Source organism: Nonomuraea sp. NPDC048901 (assembly GCF_040649695.1).
GTDB lineage: Bacteria > Actinomycetota > Actinomycetes > Streptosporangiales > Streptosporangiaceae > Nonomuraea.
Genome location: NZ_JBEZFW010000011.1, coordinates 24,705 through 40,441, shown reverse-complemented (window position 1 = coordinate 40,441; position 15,737 = coordinate 24,705). Strand labels below are relative to the sequence as shown.

Below are 15,737 nucleotides of genomic sequence, written 5' to 3'. Positions count from 1 at the left end.
GTACTCCTCATCCCTTGGTCGCGCCGGCGGTCAGCCCGGCGACCAGGAAGCGCTGAGAGAACAGGAACACCAGCAACACCGGCGCGATGGAGATCAGGGTGGCCAGCACCAGTTCGGGCGGCTGCACCTCGGCGTTGGCGCCGACGACGGGGTTGAAGGTGGGGGTCGCGGCCAGCATCTGCGTCAGGCCGACCTGCATGGGGTAGTTGCCGCTGTTCGGCAGCATCACGTACGGCAGGAAGAAGTTGTTCCAGTTGTTGACGAAGCTGAAGAAGGCGACCAGCGCGACGACCGGTTTGGCCAGCGGGAGCGCCACCCGGAAGAAGGTCGCGGTCTCGCCGCAACCGTCGAGCCGGGCCGCGTCCAGCAGGTCGCCGGGGACGCTGGTGGAGAAGTAGATGTAGGTCAGGTACACGCCGAAGGGGAAGAACGACATCGGCAGCACGACCGAGGCCGTCTTGTTGATCAGCCCGAGGTAGCTGAGCTCCAGGAAGATCGGCAGCACCAGGGCGGTGGCCGGCATCAGCATCACCACCAGGGTGACGATCAGCAGCAGGCGACGTCCGCCGAACCGCATGAGCGCCATCGCGTAGCCGGCCGGGATGCCGACCAGCAGGGTCAGCGCCACCGAGAGCGCCGAGTAGACGACGGAGTTCGTCATCCACGTCAGCACCGCCCCGTCCTGGAAGGACATGAGGTGCTGCCAGTTCGTGACGAGCGAGCCGATCGAGCCCGGTGACAGCGGGTTGGCGTGGATCAGGTCGGCCGGGCTCTTGGTCGAGGCGAGCAGCAGCCACACCATCGGCAGGACGAAGAACAGCGCGAAGGCCAGCAGCAGCGCGGCGATCAGCCCCCGGCCGACCAGCCGGATGACGCCGGGCCGTTGATCAGTCCGCATCGAAGAGACCTCCCCGCGCGACGAACAGCCCGGCGCAGCACAACGCCACGATGAGCAGGTCGATCGCGATCGCCGCCGAGCCGTTGAAGTCGTTCTGGTCGAAGGCGTACAGGTAGGCGAGCTGGTTGAGCGAGTAGTCGGTCCCGACCACCCCGAACCCGGCCTGCGAGACGAGCTGCGGCTCGACGAAGAGCTGCGTGCCCGCGGCGAGGGACAGGATGAGCATGTAGACGATCCACTTGCGCAGCATCGGCAGTTGCACCCGCAGCGCCGTCTTCACCGGCCCCGCGCCGTCCACCCGCGCCGCCTCGATCACCGTGTACGGGATGCTGTTCAACGCGCCGTACATGACCGTGATCCAGCCGCCCGCGCCGGTCCAGAAGGCGATGATCGTGAAGATCCACGGCAGGTGGCCCGGCGCGATCACCTGCACGAACGTGTCACCCCACAGCGAGCGGACGAGGCCGTCGACCGGGCTCACGGAGGGGTCCAGCATGAACAGCCACAGCAGCACGCTCGACGCGCCGGCCAGCGCGCCCGGCACGTAGTAGACGAACCGCAGCGCGGCCCGTGACCAGCGCGAGGCGAGCCGGTGCACCACCAGCGCGAGCAGCAGGACGAGCACGGTCAGGGTGACCAGCCACAGCACGAGGTAGGTCGCCACATGCCCGAGAGCGGCCACGAACCGGTAGTCCTGGGCGGTACGCAGGAAGTTGGAGATGCCGGCGAAGCGCCCCTCGCCATCGGTGAACGCCAGATTGAGCGCGTACACCGTGGGCGCGATGCCGAACGCCACCAGGAGCACCACGTACCCGGAGACGAAGACGTGCCCGGCGGCAGGCCGCCAGGAACGACTCCGCACGTGCGTAACGCTCACTTGGTGACCTGGTATCCGGACACCTGGGCCTGCTGCTCGATCGCCGTCTGCCAGTCCGGCAGCAGCGACTCGATGGTCTTACCGGCGGTCTGGCCGGGGATGACGGTCTTGGCCCAGATCGCCTCCTGGCTGAACTCGGGCGAGCCCCAGCCGGACCAGACCTGTCCGGCCGCGGCGGCGATCGGGGCGGCGATGTCGCCCGCGTAGTAGCCGCTGTCCTGCTGCTTCTTGATCCACTTCGTCGCGGCGGCCGAGAAGGCGGGATAGCCCGGCGAGAGGGCGACCTGGTACTCGTCGGCGGTGGCGACCCAGCTGATGAAGTCCTTGGCCGCCTTCAGGTGCGCGGTGTGCCGCGACAGCCACCAGGTGCCGCCGCCGACGTTGCCGGTCACCGGCTGGGTCTGGTCCGCCCAGTGCAGCGCGTCGCCGACCGCGAGCTCGCCCTTCGGGGTCTTGATCGTCCCCTGGAACACCGCCCCGCCGTACCAGGCCGGGCCGGGCAGCATGAGCACCTTGTCGCCCTGGTTCTTGACGAAGTCGGGGCCGAACAACGGCAACATGGACATCGTCTTGTTCGCCACGAGCTTGTCCAGCATCCGCGCGGTCCGTACGCACTTGGCGTCCGTCGCCTTGACGGTGATCGCCTTGGCGCCGGTGACCTGGTTGGCCGGGCACTCGCCGCCCCACATGTAGATCTCCGGCGCCCACGCGTCACCGGCCGTGCCGATGATGTATCCCGGGTGCTCGGCGGCCACCTTCTCGCCCAGCGCGGTGTATTCCTCCCACGTCTTGGGCAACGTGTAGCCGAACTTGTCGAGCAGCTTCTTGTTGTACCAGAGCACCACCTGGGCCAGGTCGTTGCGCAGGCAGTAGACCGTGCCGTCGATGGCGCACACGTCGAGCGCGCCCTTGGCGAAGCCGCTCAGCGTGGCGTCGTCGAGCAGGCCCTTGTTGAGCGGGGCGACGAAGGCGTCATCACCCTGCGAGGCCCAGGAGGCGGTGTTGTTGTCGGTGGTGAACACGACGTCCGGCCAGCCCTCGCCGGCCCGGTTGAACAGCTGCACCTTGGTCTTGAGGGCGTTGGAGCCGTTGGCGTTGCCGTCGTAGGTGACGATGTCCAGCGGCACGCCGGGGTGCGCCGTCTGGTACGCCTTCGCGGCGTCGAGCCGGGTGGAGTCCACCCAGACCACGAGCTTGCCGTCCTTCTGCTCGGCCGTGCTGAACCCGTACTGGGAGGCGGCGCCGGTCGGCTTCGACGAAGCCGTGGGGTTGGGGGGACCGCAGGCCGCGACGGCGAGAAGAACCGCCGCGGCGGCGGTGGCCGCAGGCACCGCACGGCGGTACGCGGCATGACTGCGTCGTCTCATAGGGCCTCCGTTAACGGCATGTTTCGAGATATGACATCATACGAATGACATCTACACAATGGCCTATACTCAAGGCGCTGTCGTGATCAAGGGAGGGCACGTTGACTCAGCACGCGGAGGGTCCGTGGACGGACGACGCGGTGCGGCCCCAACCGCCCGCGAAACGACCCCGCCGCACCCGGGCCCCCAAGCTGGGCACCACGGTGGTCGAGCAACTGGTCGACGACATCATCCGCGGCACGCTGCGCCCGGGTGCGACGCTGCCGCCCGAGGCCGACCTGTGCGAGGAGTTCGGCGTCAGCCGCACGGTGATCCGCGAATCGGTCAAGGTGATCCAGGAGAAGGGCCTGGTCCGGATCGAGCACGGTCGCGGCACCCAGGTCACCGAGCCGAGGCAGTGGAACCTCCTCGACGACGTCGTGCTCACCTCAGTGATCGCGCACGACGAGACCGCGGCCTTCCTCGACGAGCTGGTCACCGTACGCACCGCGCTCGAAGCCGAGATGGCCGCCGCCGCGGCCCTGGCCCGCACCGCCGACGACGATCAGCGCATCGCCGAGGCGCTGGGCGTCATGCGGTCGAACGTCGCCTCTCCCCCCGATTTCGGCGCGGCCGACGTCCGCTTCCACGACGTGATCATGGCGGCCTCCCGCAACCGGCTCGGCCGCGCCATCGTCAACAGCATCCACGACAAGGCCCGCACCAGCATGCGCTACCACGGCCAGTACAACGAGGAGGTCATGCGCCAGACGCTGGACGAGCACCAGGCGATCAGCGACGCGATCTCGGCCGGCGACCCCGAGGCCGCGGCCGCGGCGATGCGCACGCACATCCTCGACTCCTGGAACCGGCGGCGCCCCACTCCGGCCCAGTGATCATCTGACATGGCGAAGGCCCCGACGACGATTCGTCGGGGCCCTGTTGTTTCTGTTTCCGGCTACCCCCGGCGCATCGCGCGTCGAGGCCGGGACGTTCCGGCTATCCGCAGTGCTCGGACGGGCTGTCGTAGGTGGACGCGCCTGCCTTGCCGCCCCACTTGACGCACTTGTCGGCCGCGTTGGCGCGTACCGGACCCGCGTAGTAGGCGAAGTTACCGCTGTCGGTGATCCGCGTCTGGCCCTCCACCTCCAGGTAGGCGCTGGTGGCCGAGGCCGTACCGAGCTGGGTCTTCTTGATCGTGGCCACGCAGTTGTAGCCGGTGGTCGAGTTGTACGTCAGGTAGACGGTGCCCGCCGTGCCCAGCGCCGCCGAGTCGATCACCTTGAACCCGGTGCCGCAGACCGATTCGGCGGTGTGCGGGTTGGTGGGGCCGCTGCCGCCGGTGACGTAGTTCATGTACGTGGTCCAGTTCCAGTTCGGACCCGGGTCGGTGTGGTCGGCCCCGGGCACCTCGCTGTGGCCGAGGATGTGCGCCCGGTCCTTGGGGATGCCGTACCGGTCGGCGATGTTGCGGGTCAGCGCCGCCGAGGAGCGGTACATCGCGTCGGTGAACCAGGAGGCGTTGTCGACGAATCCCTCGTGCTCGATGCCCACCGAGCGCCGGTTGTAGTCACCGGCGTGGAAGGCCCGGTCCTTCTCCCTGACCATCTGGGTGATGGCGCCGTCCGACGAACGGATGACGTAGTGCGCCGACGTGGGGTTCGGCCGCGGCCCTGTCTGGAACCAGTCGATCGTCCCGGCGTAGGAGCCCTGGGTCACGTGGATGACGATGCGGTCGATCGCGTCGCTGGTCGGGCGGTTGGAGACGGCGTAGTTGGAGCTGTGCGCCGCCGCCCACGTCGCCCCCGGGTAGTCGACCGCCGCCGCGAGCGTGTTGGTCTTGCCCAGCTCCTGCGCCTTGGCGTAGGAACCACGCTCGGGCTCGACGACCCGCGGCGCCGCCGTGACGGCCTCGCCCTCCGGAGTGGTGGCGCGGATCCCCTGGGCCATCAGGTCGTAGACGGTGTCGGCGTACAGGCGGGCGACCTCCGGCGAGGAGGCGCCGCCGTACTTGGCCACCGCCTGGTACCACTTGGCGGCGTCCTTGCGGGCCTTGGCGTCCAGCCCCAGCTCGTCGGCGTAGGCGCGCAGCACGGCGGCGCCGCCCGTGATGTTGGCCGCGGCGTCCGCCTTCAGGGCCGAGACGGGCTGCTTCGTCAGCGTGGCCGCCCGCTCAAGGGTGTGCGTGACGGGGTTGCTGACCAGGTGCATCACGCCGTAACCGCCGGACGCGCTGGGCTGGCCGCGGTGACCGTCCAGGTGGGTTTCGGAGTAGGCGAGGGACACCAGCAGGTCGCGGGGCACCTCGTACGTGGTGGCCGCGCGGGCGAAGGCGTCGGTCATGGGATCGGCGGACGCGGCTCCGGCTGGTTGGCCGGTGAGCAGCGAGAGGGGGATGAGCGCACCGGCTAGCAGCGCGGCCGAACGACGGAGTCGGACCTGCACAGGTTTCTCCTCAAGAACAGTTCCGGGGGGCATCGCAAGGAGTGGAGGCCGCACGCGGCACCCGCTGATGATCAGCCTGCAAGCGCGGCGTACAGAATTCGTACAGGTGCCGGTGCGCCCTCGAATCTCAGCTGCCGGGCTGGTGACTGCTCCAGTACTCGTCGGCGGCGCCCTGGATGTCCTCAAGGACCTTCTGGTAGCTGTCCGGCTTGACGAGGAAGGCGCCGAAGCCGTCCAGCGCGGCCGTGAGCACGGGCGGCGGCGTGGCCTCGAAGTAGCGGTTGACCAGGCGATACTGTCCGCTGCCCGCCGCCTTGCTGACCTCCGCGATCGCCTGGTCGGTGATGGTGACCTTGGGGTTGGCCGAGACGTCTCCCCTGGCGGTCGCCCACTTCTCCTGCGCGGCCGGCGTCACCCACCACTTGAGGTACTTCGTGCTGGCCTCGGGGTCGGGCGCCTTGGCCAGCGAGCAGAGCGGGCCGCTCTCGAAGATCATCGAGGTCTTGGGCAGCGCGGGGTTGACGTTCGGGATCGTGAAGTAGCCGTAGTCGGTACCGGCCTTCAGATCGCGCTGCGTCATGCTCGTGTTGAACCACGTACCGAACGACACCATCGCGGTCTTGCCGGTCTTGAGTACGTCACCCGGGTCGGTCTTGTCGCCGGCGTTGTTGAAGTAGCCGGCGTCGATCATCGACTTCCACCGCTTCATGACCTCGACCACGCCGGGATCGGTGTACTTCGCCTGGCCGGTGGAGAGGCGGTCGTACAGGTCGGGATCGGTGCCGGCGAGCAGCTGCTCGAACCAGACGAAGGAGAACAGCACCGAGGTGTGGTAGAACGCGGGCACACCGTTCTTCTTCAGCGTGTCGGCGATCTTGATCAGCTCGTCCCAGGTGGTGGGGGGCTTGAGACCGTACTTGTCGAAGACCTTCTTGTTGTAGAACATCCCCCAGTAGGCGGCGTTCAGCGGCACGCAGTACTGCTTCCCGCCCACGGTGTAGTACTTCGCCAGGTCCGCCGACAGGTCGCCGTTCTTGATGGCCTCCTGCCAGAGGGCGGTCGTCTCGGCCAGCTGCTTCTGGGCGACGACCTCGGCCAGCCCGCCGCCGGTCGTCCAGGTGAACAGGTCGGGCTTGACGTTGGTGCGGAAGGACGCCTTGATGAACGCCTGGTACGTCGGCTCGTCGGTGTAGCCGACCGGCTTCATCGACAGCCCGATCTGCTGCTTGGACAGGGCACCCATCTGGTCGAAGTACTTACTCCAGGCGCCCTTGTCGTTGTAGAGCTTCAGCTCGGTCTTGCCCGCCTCCTTCGCCGTGTCACCGCTGGAGGAACAGCCCGTGAGGGCGAGCGGGGTGACGACGGCGCAGATGGCGGCCATGCACAGTAAACGCGACCGGATCATGCCCGGCCTCCTGTTCGATCTTGGGGGGTGTCTCGTACGTGGGCGTCGAGTGGGAGGGCGTGCTCGTGTCCGCCGGAGGTGGATCGGGCGGCCGCACCATGCGTCCTTCGCCCAAGTGAAGTCATCTAATCACTTGATGTGTGGGGTGTCCAGGGCCGCCGGAACCACCGCCCGCCGGGTGGCCTCCCGATAGTCGCGGGGCGCCAGGCCGTATTTCTGGTGAAAGAGCCTGCCGAAGTACGACTGGCCGGAGAAACCGCAGCGCTGGGCGATCTGGCCGATGCCCTCGGTCGTCGTGGTGAGCAGCAGCGCGGCGTGCTCCAGGCGGCGCGCGGAGACGAACGCGATCGGCGTGCACCCGTAGTGCGTACGCATGGAACGGGCCAGATGCCCCGGACTGACCGCGGCCATCGCGAGCAGCCTGGGCAGCCCGTCGCGCAGGTTCTCCTCGCGGCTCATCGCCACGCAGGCCGCCACCAGCCAGCCCGGCCGCCGGTCCACGGCCGTGCCGTCGGCCCGTTCCAGCAGCGGCACGACCGCCGTCCACAGCCCGACCAGGTCGAGCACGCGCGGCATGCCGGAATAGGCGGCCAGCACGCGGGCGAACTCCGCCGCGACGGGCCCGTCCAGGTCGGTGCGCGCCGCCAGGGGAAGGTCGCGCCGCTCCCATTCCGCCGTGCCCGCCAGCCCGGCGAGGTCGGCGAAGGCACGCCAGCGCCAACTGGGGAAGGCGATGTTGATGAAGCGCATCCCGTCGGCCGCCGTACCCGCGAATTCGTGCCTGTCATGCGGCCGGACCAGCACCACGTCGCCCGCGCGCAGCGGCATCTCCGCCTCGCCGACGCGCTGCGAGCCGGCTCCCGCGGTCACGAAGACGAACTCATGGAAATCGGCATGACTGTGCGGCTCGGGCCGGTCGCGACGGCCGCCGCTCACTGGCACCAGCGCCGCGTGGTAGGGCAGGCCGTACGCGAACTCCACCCAGCGCAGCACAGTCGGCATGTCAGGAAATTAATAGTTATGGGGCGGCGAGTGCTAGTAAGTCGGGGCGCGGAGGCCGAAGAATCCGGATCGATGTCCATCGCTCCCGCGCACAGGAGAACATCGTGACCCAGGAAGCCGACCGCACTCTTCAGGACTCAACCCGCCTTCAGGACTACGACCGCGACGGCTACACGATCTTCCGGAACGTCATCGACGCCGATCTGATCGCCGAGGCCGGCGACCACGTCGCCTGGCTCCAGGCCAAGCACCCCGAACTGCTCGGCGAGGACCTGGGCACCGAACTGGTGGCCGACGACCCGTTCTGGGTACGGCTGATCTCCGACGATCGGCTGCTGGACATCGCCGAGCTCTTTGTCGGCCCGGACCTCGCGCTGTTCGCCTCGCACTACATCAGCAAGCCGCCCTTCTCCGGCAAGGCGGTCCTCTGGCACCAGGACGGTGCCTACTGGCCGCTGGAGCCGATGCGGGTGATCACGCTCTGGCTGGCCGTCGACGAGTCCACGCCGGAGAACGGCTGCATGCGGGTGATCCCCGGCTCGCACAAGCAGGCCCTGCACGAGCTGCGGCAGCGCGACGACGTCGCCAACGTGCTCGGCTCGGAGAGCGCCGTGACGGTGGACGAGTCCCAGGCCGTGGACCTGGTGCTGTCACCCGGCGACGTGGAGGTGCACCACCCGAACATCCTGCACGCCTCCAGCGCCAACACCTCCCCCAAGCGCCGCTGCGGCCTGACCATCCGCTACATCCCGACCTCGACCCGGATCACCAGCGAGGAGCAGCCGTTCGTCTCGGCGCTGCTGCTGCGCGGCCAGCCGGGCGCGAATGTCTACCAGCCGTTCCCGAAGTACGTGGAAGGCGAGCACATGCCCTTCACCGGAGCCACCCAGCCACGCTGACCCGCCCTCTCTTCTCACCCGCCCGCTCGTCCCCCCGCCCCTGACTTCGTCAACCTCGTCCGCCCCGCCCTCTCCTCCCCCCGCCCCCTGACTTCGTCGACATCCAGGTGATCTATGTTGATGGAGGGATGTTGTCCGTGCTCAGGCCGGACCCCATCGGGAGGAGAGAGCAATATGCAGGCGACGGCGCCGATCGTGGTGGTCACCCGGCCGACATTGCCGGGCACGGGTCTCGAACGGCTCGGCCGCGTCGCCCAGCTACGCCAGTGGTCCGAGGTCACGCCGCCGCCGCCCGAGCGGCTGCGCGACCTCCTCACCGGCGCGGACGCGCTGCTGTGCCAGAACTCCGACCATGTCGACGCCGCGGTGCTCGAGGCGGGCGACCGGCTGCGGGTACTGGCCCTGCCGAGCGCGGGCTACGACGGCACCGACGTCGCCACCGCGCGGGAGCGCGGCATCGTGGTCACCAACACCCCGGGTGTCCTGCACGAGACCACCGCCGACACCGCCTTCGCCCTCATCCTGATGGCGCGGCGGCGGCTGGTCACCGCGGCCGACAGTCTCAGGAACGGCGGGTGGACCGGCAGCCGGCTGGACGCCTACCTCGGACTCGACGTGGCGGGGGCGACCCTGGGTCTCATCGGCTACGGCGAGATCGGGCAGGCCGTCGCCCGCCGGGCGATCGGGTTCGGCATGACCGTCCAGCACACCTTGTCCCGTAAACCCGATGACGAGCTCTCCCAGGCGGTTTCCCTGCCCAAGCTCCTGAGCACCAGCGATGTGGTGTCTCTGCACGTACCGCTCACCGATCAGACCCGCCGTCTCATCGGCGCGGACGAGCTCGCGATGATGAAACCCACCGCGACCCTCGTCAACACCGCCCGCGGCGGAGTCGTCGACGAGGCCGCGCTCCTCGCCGCCCTGCAGGCCGGGCGGCTCCATTCGGCGGGGCTGGACGTGTTCGACCGCGAGCCGCGCAACGGCGTCGGCGACCCGCTGATCCAGCACGAACGCGTGGCGGCCCTCCCGCACATCGGCTCGGCCACCGAGGCGACCCGGGCCCGGATGGTGGACCTCGCCGTGGACAACATCATCGCGGTCCTGAACGGCGAGCCACCCCTGACTCCCATCCCCTGACGCCCATCTTCGGACGCCCATCTCCGGACGCCCATCTCCGGACGCCCATCTCCGGATGCCCGTCCTCTGACGTCCGGCCCTTGACGTCCGTCCTCTGGCCCCGCGCGATGACTCTCTGCGCGACCGACCTCGGCGCTCACAGACGCCGACCGGCTGCGGCGATGTGCGGGATGGCCTCAGCGAGCTGGTCATCCCGCGCATCGCCCCGAAACAGGCAGCCGGACAGGATCGTCAGCCGGCCACACGCAGACGCGAGCCGACCGGGACGGGCTCGGGCGCCGGTTCGAGCCCGCAGTGGTGACCGCAGTTGTGGCGGTCGCGGTGGTGATGATCACGGTGGTGATCGGGTGTGCTCGTCCTGGAGGTGGATGTCGCCGTCGGAGTGGACGTCGCGGTCGCCGTCGGAGTCGACGTCACCTTCGGAGTCGCAACCGTCTGAGGCGTCGCAACCGTCTTGGGCGTCGAAACTACCTTCGGCGGCGTAACCGTCTGAGGCGTCGAAACCACCTTCGGCGGCGTAACCGTCTGAGGCGTCGAAACCACCTTCGGCGGCGTAACCGTGTGGGGAGTCGAAACCGTCGGAGGCGTCGACACCGCCTTCGGAGGTGCGTCCACCTGGGGCGTAGAAACCACCTTCGGCGTCGGGGTCGGCTTCACCGGCTGGGCCGGGGTCGGCCGCTCTATCGGAGTCGGCACCGACCGCACCGGCGGAGTCTCCGCACATGGCGGAAGGGCGGGCGGCGTGACCTGATGCGCCAGAGGGCAGTCGTCCGTGACGGCCGTCTCGGTCCCGGGCCTCCCCCGATCCTCATTGACCTCCTCTTCGACCTCCTCGTCCACCGGTACGGTCACGTCGGGCATGGCGCCGGTCGTCACCGTGTTGCCCACCTCCCAGAAGACGTTGCAGTCCTGAGCGCCGCCGACGAGTTCGACGTCGCTGTCCGGGCCGGTGAAGAACGCGGTGCCGATCTGGAAGATGAAGACGGCGTCGGGATCGCCCTGAGCGTCGAGGGTGACCGTGCCGGTCAGCTCGATCGAGGACGCGGCCGTGTAGACGCCGGGTTCGAGGGTCATGCCTTCGAGATCGCCCGAGATGCTGGTGGCCGGGCTATCGCAGACGTCCTCGTTTTGGTGGCAGGACCGCGGCTGGGCCGCCTTTGCGCCGGATGGCCATGTGGTCAGCAGAGCACCGGCGACGACGAGCACGAAGGCCCCCGCCAGCAGAGAGACCCATCGCGACCGGCGGGAAGCGCGACCAGAGATTACTTCCATGTAGTGAATCTTTTCTATAGGGGAGCGCGCTGGATACAACCGGCTTCCACCCGCGCAGCGAGGTGAAACGGCAAGCAACTCGGCATGATATTCGGGGAGATCAACGACCACGCACAATCGACCGGTAAAGGCGCGACAAAGCCTCTGCCACTTATCAACCAAGACCCGAGATCACCCGATAGAACGACTTATCCCAATTCTCGGCCCAAGACGCTCAAGGCTCCTCCGTAAACTGCCCTTGCTCACCCCGGAAATAGTGGAGGCCGCCTTGCGCGATCGCATGGAACTGGACAGGAACAGCAATGCGCGGCCGATCGCGTGGAGCACGGCATTGGCCGCCATGACCCTGGCCGCGGCCTGCGGAACGACCGCCCCGCCACCGGCCGCCGCGCCCCACGCCGCCCCGATCCAGCAGATCGCGCCGCTGCCGGTGTCGGCCGCGCAACGGGCTCGGCTGACGCGCTCCACGACGTACACGAGATTGCGCGGCGCGCCGAAAGACACTGCTCCTTTCGAGCCGGGGAATGGGCACCTGACGCATCCCACGCGACCACAGGTGGTTTATGCCAGCCCCGGCGGCGCACCGGTGGGGATATTGCCGACCACTTCAGTGGGCGGCCCGGTATGGGTGCCCATAGTGGAAGAGCAGCCGGGATGGGTACGCGTTATGCTGCCGAGCCGCCCGAATCTGTCGACGGGCTGGATTTATACCGCTGGCGGCGGATTGCGGAATGCCTACAGCCCTTATTACGTACGCATCGATTTGGCCGCTCATCAACTCACGGTGTTCAAGTCCGATCGCAGTCTGGGCACGTGGAAAGTCGCCACCGGCTCCCCGTCGACCCCCACGCCAACGGGACGGACGTTCCTGCTCGCCTCGCTGACTCCTGAGGACGCGACGTACAGCCCGCGCATGCTCGCGCTGGGCTCGCATTCCGCCGTCCTCCAGACTTTCGACGGCGGCCCCGGCACGATCGGGCTGCACGGCTGGCCGGACGAGAGCGTGTTCGGGCAGGAGGTCAGTCACGGCTGCGTCCGTGTCCCGGCCGCCGCCCTGCGCGTCCTGGCACATGTCCCGCTGGGCAGCGCGGTCGTCATCAACCCATGAATGCTCGAAACTCAACCTGGGTCGTCCTGCCGGTTCCGGACCACGGCGAGCGGGCACGGGGAGTGGTGCAGCATGGCCTGGCTGACCGAGCCCATGACCATGCCGGCGAACGCGCCGTGCCCGTGCGAGCCGACCACGAGCAGGTCGGCGCCCTCAGCGGCCTGACGCAGCACCTCCACGGGGTGACCGTGCACGGCCTCCTCGATCAATTCGACATCGGGATGGTCCTGACGGTGTCCGGCCAGCGCCTCGCGCAGGATGAGCCGCCCGTCCCGCTCATCCTCCTCGCTCGTGGGCTGGAATCCGCTCCAGGCATGTACGGCCCGCAGGGTCACACCCCGCAACTCCGCCTCGGAGAAGGCGAAGTCCAGCACCCGACGGCGGGTCCGCGGCGAGCCGTCCACCCCGGCCACCAGCTCGCCACGAGGAAGGGACGGCAGCTGCCGCACGACGACCACGTCGCAGGGCGCGTGCCCGGCCACCCCGTACGCCACGGACCCCACCAGCAGCCCGCGCACTCCCCCGAGCCCGTGGCTGCCGATGACCAGCAGCTCGGCCTCCTTCGCGGCCCCGATCAGGGCGGCTCGGGGATCGCCGGGCAGGAGCATCGTCCTGATGTTGATCTTCGGGTGTTCGCCGCGCGCCCGGTCCTCGGCCGCGGCCAGCGCCATCTCGCCCCCGTCGCGCATCCACTTGGCCACGGCGGCATAGTGGCCGGACGCCGTCTCGCAGGCCCATCCCGGCATGGCGTGCACCACGGTCAGTGGCACCTCGCGCAGCGCGGCCTCCCTGGCGGCCCACCCGACGGCCTCGAGCCCCGCCCGCGAGCCGTCCACCCCGACAATGATCATGATCTGCCCCCGTCCGACGTCCCCTTCCCCGACACCCCTACCCGGCGAGCCGAAGTTTCCGCAGGTCAATCCGATGGAGCCCATGGGACCACCGCCCATTACGGCGCGATCGAACCGAGACACCCGCTGGGCCGTATCTGCACATGTGAGCGGTGATCGCGCGTGAGCGCCGATCGGAACGAGCCCGCCGGACGTGTCGTGCGCGCGGCGGTGTTCGCGGTCGTCTGCGTGTACGCCGCGCTGGGCATGCACGTGCTGGCCGGTGGCACCGGCGCCGGGCTGGGGATCGTCGCCACCGCCACCGCCGTGACCGGCGCGGGGGCGTACGTCCTCGCGCGCCGGCGGCGGAGCTTGGGAACGCTGCTCGTCGCCTCCTTCGCCGCGCAGTACGGCATGCACCATCTCTTCGGTCCCGGCCCCGGCCTTCCGCTGACGGGACACCACCTCGGCGGACTGTCCGCCGGGGTCGGGATGCTGCTGGCGCACGTGCTGGTCGCCACGGTGTCCGCCTGGTGGCTGGAGCGTGGTGAGACGGCACTGGCCACACTGCTGTTCCTGCTGGCCTGCTCGCTCCGCGACCTGTGGCGCCCGCTGACCAACCTGCTCGTGCCGACCTCGACGCCGCGCCGCGTGGCGCCGGTCGTGGCGGTCACGCCGGGAATGCCCGCCGCCCAGGTGCTGGCCTGGGAGCTGTGCCGCCGGGGGCCGCCTCAGTAGGCGACGCCTGCTGAAGCCGACCGTTTACCGGCACCGTGTGCCGCCGGGACCGACCGCGTGCATCGCCGTCCTCGTACCCGGAAGCCGCACGTCCGGTCCATCATGACCGCACGACGATCATGGCCTTCGCGGCCCGATCGCGCCGTACGCCCCGATCGCGCATCGAAGCCCCGACCGTGCCTTGCGCCCGATCGTGCATCGAAGCCCCGATCGCGCCTGGAAGCCCCAATCGCGCCTTGAAGACCCGATCGGCCGGTCATGACCGCCCCCGCTGTTCGCGCGCCCCGAGACGGGCGCGTCTCCGGAATGGAGAACCCCATGACCTCTGTCGAGGTACGGCCGCCGACCGTCCAGCCCACCCCGGCCCTGTCGTCCCAGCGCTATCGCATCATCTGGCGCTGGCATTTCTACGCCGGGCTGTTCGTCGCCCCCGTTCTGCTCATCCTCGCCATAACCGGGTCGATCTACCTGTTCAAGGAGCCGTTCGAGGAGTGGCACTACGCCGACGTCCGCACGCTCGCCGCGCCGGTAACTACCGCGAAGCCCCTGTCGGAGCAGATCGCCGCCGCCCGGCAGGCGCGGCCCGGCGCGGCCGTCATGTCGGTCATCCCGCCCACCGCCCCGGACCGGACCACCCGGGTCATCCTCCAGGGCGCCGACACCGGCCCCTTCGCTCAGGGCGTCTCGGTCTACGTCGATCCGGCCACAGCCCGCGTGGTGGGGCAGATCGACGACGGCACCACCTTCATGCGTGTCATACGCACCATTCACGGTGAGCTGATGGCGGGCACCATCGGCGACCGGGTCGTCGAGATCGCCGCGTGCTGGGCGCTGATCCTCATCGCCACCGGCACGTACCTGTGGTGGAGCGGGCGACGTACACATAAGCGGGCCAAGCGGTCGGGCCGCGGCCGGCTGCGCCGCCTGCACACCCTCACCGGAGTCGGCGCCGGGGCGGTGGTCGTCTTCCTCGTCCTGTCCGGCCTGCCCTGGTCGGGCGTGTGGGGCGATGGCCTGCAGCGCATCCAGGACAGTACGGGCTCGACCACCCCCAGCGCGGACTCCTTCCCCAAGACCTCGACGCTGTCCGGAGACCTGTCCACCAACCCCGACGCCAAGGTGCCCTGGTCCGCCGAACGACTCCCCGTACCGCAGTCCGGAGGTCACGCCGCGCACGAAACGGCCGGCGGCGTGCTGCAACCGGGTGCGGTGCCCATCGAGCGGGCCCTGGCCGCCGCCCGTCCGGTCCTGCGCGACTGCCAGCCAGCCGAATGCGACGTCAAGGTCCTCCTCCCCAAGGACGCGAAGGGCGTGTACACCGTCGTGACCGACAACCGCCGTGACCCGGCCGCCGCGCAGACGCTCCACGTCGACCAGTACAGCGGCCGGGTGCTCGTCTCCTACGGCTGGGCCGAGTACGGCATCATGGCCAAAGCCGTCGAACAGGGCATCGCCCTGCACGAGGGCCGCCGCTACGGCACCGTCAACCTGCTCGTCATGCTCGCCGCCTGCCTGTCCCTGATCACGCTCGTGGTCACCGGCGCGTGGATGTGGTGGAAGCGCCGCCCGCGCGGGCGAGCCGGTGCGCCCGCCCGCGCCACCAACAGGCGCAGCGCGTACGGAGTGATCGCCGTCATGGCGGTGCTCGGCCTGCTGTTCCCGCTGGCGGGGGTCACTATGGCGGTCGTGCTGCTGCTCGACTGGCTGGTGCTCCGGCGGATACCGGGGGTGGCGCGGGTGATCGGCTGACACTCCGGCACGCCCGGCCGCCGCTGCGGCC

General features: G+C 69.3%; 14 protein-coding genes. 6 read left to right on the top strand and 8 right to left on the bottom strand.

What is annotated here, in order from left to right; all coding sequences use genetic code 11:
- Window positions 1–7 precede the first annotated feature (7 nt).
- The 3 genes from AB0C30_RS34050 to AB0C30_RS34040 are packed head-to-tail and all read right to left on the bottom strand — an operon-like array spanning window position 8 to window position 3,142.
- Window positions 8–898: a carbohydrate ABC transporter permease gene (locus AB0C30_RS34050; protein WP_357952232.1), complete on the bottom strand. Its 891-nt coding sequence runs from the start codon at window positions 896–898 to the stop codon at window positions 8–10.
- The gene (locus AB0C30_RS34045) at window positions 888–1,760 is read right to left on the bottom strand and encodes a sugar ABC transporter permease (RefSeq protein ID WP_357952231.1); all 873 of its coding nucleotides are present in this window, start codon (window positions 1,758–1,760) and stop codon (window positions 888–890) included. The genes AB0C30_RS34050 and AB0C30_RS34045 overlap by 11 nt, the downstream gene beginning before the upstream one ends.
- Window positions 1,761–1,771: 11 nt before the next feature.
- On the bottom strand, window positions 1,772–3,142 hold the full coding sequence (locus AB0C30_RS34040; protein ID WP_357952230.1) for an extracellular solute-binding protein: 1,371 nt from the start codon (window positions 3,140–3,142) through the stop codon (window positions 1,772–1,774).
- Between the two features lie 101 nt (window positions 3,143–3,243).
- On the opposite strand from AB0C30_RS34040, the gene AB0C30_RS34035 reads away from it, so the two are divergent.
- Complete coding sequence (locus tag AB0C30_RS34035) at window positions 3,244–4,017, top strand: FadR/GntR family transcriptional regulator (protein ID WP_357952229.1); 774 nt, start codon at window positions 3,244–3,246, stop codon at window positions 4,015–4,017.
- A 103-nt stretch (window positions 4,018–4,120) separates the two neighbouring features.
- Here the strand turns inward: AB0C30_RS34035 and AB0C30_RS34030 are convergent, their stop codons facing one another.
- The 3 genes from AB0C30_RS34030 to AB0C30_RS34020 all read right to left on the bottom strand — a co-directional run bounded on the left by AB0C30_RS34030 (window position 4,121) and on the right by AB0C30_RS34020 (window position 7,973).
- Window positions 4,121–5,566: a peptidoglycan recognition family protein gene (locus AB0C30_RS34030; protein ID WP_357952228.1), complete on the bottom strand. Its 1,446-nt coding sequence runs from the start codon at window positions 5,564–5,566 to the stop codon at window positions 4,121–4,123.
- A 127-nt stretch (window positions 5,567–5,693) separates the two neighbouring features.
- On the bottom strand, window positions 5,694–6,971 hold the full coding sequence (locus AB0C30_RS34025; RefSeq protein ID WP_357952227.1) for an ABC transporter substrate-binding protein: 1,278 nt from the start codon (window positions 6,969–6,971) through the stop codon (window positions 5,694–5,696).
- 129 nt (window positions 6,972–7,100) lie between these two features.
- Complete coding sequence (locus AB0C30_RS34020; protein WP_357952226.1) at window positions 7,101–7,973, bottom strand: AraC family transcriptional regulator; 873 nt, start codon at window positions 7,971–7,973, stop codon at window positions 7,101–7,103.
- A 104-nt stretch (window positions 7,974–8,077) separates the two neighbouring features.
- Between AB0C30_RS34020 and AB0C30_RS34015 the strand changes: the two genes are divergently transcribed.
- Complete coding sequence (locus tag AB0C30_RS34015) at window positions 8,078–8,872, top strand: phytanoyl-CoA dioxygenase family protein (protein WP_357952225.1); 795 nt, start codon at window positions 8,078–8,080, stop codon at window positions 8,870–8,872.
- A gap of 174 nt (window positions 8,873–9,046) precedes the next feature.
- Window positions 9,047–10,009, top strand: a complete 963-nt coding sequence (locus AB0C30_RS34010; protein ID WP_357952224.1) for a D-glycerate dehydrogenase — start codon at window positions 9,047–9,049, stop codon at window positions 10,007–10,009.
- A 231-nt stretch (window positions 10,010–10,240) separates the two neighbouring features.
- Here AB0C30_RS34010 and AB0C30_RS34005 read toward each other — a convergent pair whose 3' ends face one another.
- On the bottom strand, window positions 10,241–11,215 hold the full coding sequence (locus AB0C30_RS34005) for an ice-binding family protein (RefSeq protein ID WP_357952223.1): 975 nt from the start codon (window positions 11,213–11,215) through the stop codon (window positions 10,241–10,243).
- A gap of 334 nt (window positions 11,216–11,549) precedes the next feature.
- On the opposite strand from AB0C30_RS34005, the gene AB0C30_RS34000 reads away from it, so the two are divergent.
- The gene (locus AB0C30_RS34000) at window positions 11,550–12,389 is read left to right on the top strand and encodes a L,D-transpeptidase (RefSeq protein WP_357952222.1); all 840 of its coding nucleotides are present in this window, start codon (window positions 11,550–11,552) and stop codon (window positions 12,387–12,389) included.
- Window positions 12,390–12,400: 11 nt separating this feature from the next.
- On the opposite strand, the gene AB0C30_RS33995 is transcribed toward AB0C30_RS34000, so the two are convergent.
- Window positions 12,401–13,240, bottom strand: coding sequence for a universal stress protein (locus AB0C30_RS33995; RefSeq protein WP_357952221.1), 840 nt, complete (start codon window positions 13,238–13,240; stop codon window positions 12,401–12,403).
- A gap of 162 nt (window positions 13,241–13,402) precedes the next feature.
- On the opposite strand from AB0C30_RS33995, the gene AB0C30_RS33990 reads away from it, so the two are divergent.
- Window positions 13,403–13,957 carry an MFS transporter gene (locus AB0C30_RS33990; RefSeq protein WP_357952220.1) on the top strand — a complete coding sequence of 185 codons (555 nt, stop codon included), beginning with the start codon at window positions 13,403–13,405 and terminating at the stop codon, window positions 13,955–13,957.
- Between the two features lie 318 nt (window positions 13,958–14,275).
- A complete protein-coding gene (locus AB0C30_RS33985; RefSeq protein ID WP_357952219.1) occupies window positions 14,276–15,706 on the top strand; it encodes a PepSY domain-containing protein in 1,431 nt (476 codons plus the stop codon).
- Window positions 15,707–15,737: the final 31 nt, after the last annotated feature.

Coding starts and splice junctions, on each gene's coding strand:
- AB0C30_RS34050 (WP_357952232.1), bottom strand. CDS start 898: ATGCGGACTGATCAACGGCCCGGCGTCATCCGGCTGGTCGGCCGGGGG.
- AB0C30_RS34040 (WP_357952230.1), bottom strand. CDS start 3,142: ATGAGACGACGCAGTCATGCCGCGTACCGCCGTGCGGTGCCTGCGGCC.
- AB0C30_RS34025 (WP_357952227.1), bottom strand. CDS start 6,971: ATGATCCGGTCGCGTTTACTGTGCATGGCCGCCATCTGCGCCGTCGTC.
- AB0C30_RS34020 (WP_357952226.1), bottom strand. CDS start 7,973: ATGCCGACTGTGCTGCGCTGGGTGGAGTTCGCGTACGGCCTGCCCTAC.
- AB0C30_RS34010 (WP_357952224.1), top strand. CDS start 9,047: ATGCAGGCGACGGCGCCGATCGTGGTGGTCACCCGGCCGACATTGCCG.
- AB0C30_RS33995 (WP_357952221.1), bottom strand. CDS start 13,240: ATGATCATTGTCGGGGTGGACGGCTCGCGGGCGGGGCTCGAGGCCGTC.
- AB0C30_RS33985 (WP_357952219.1), top strand. CDS start 14,276: ATGACCTCTGTCGAGGTACGGCCGCCGACCGTCCAGCCCACCCCGGCC.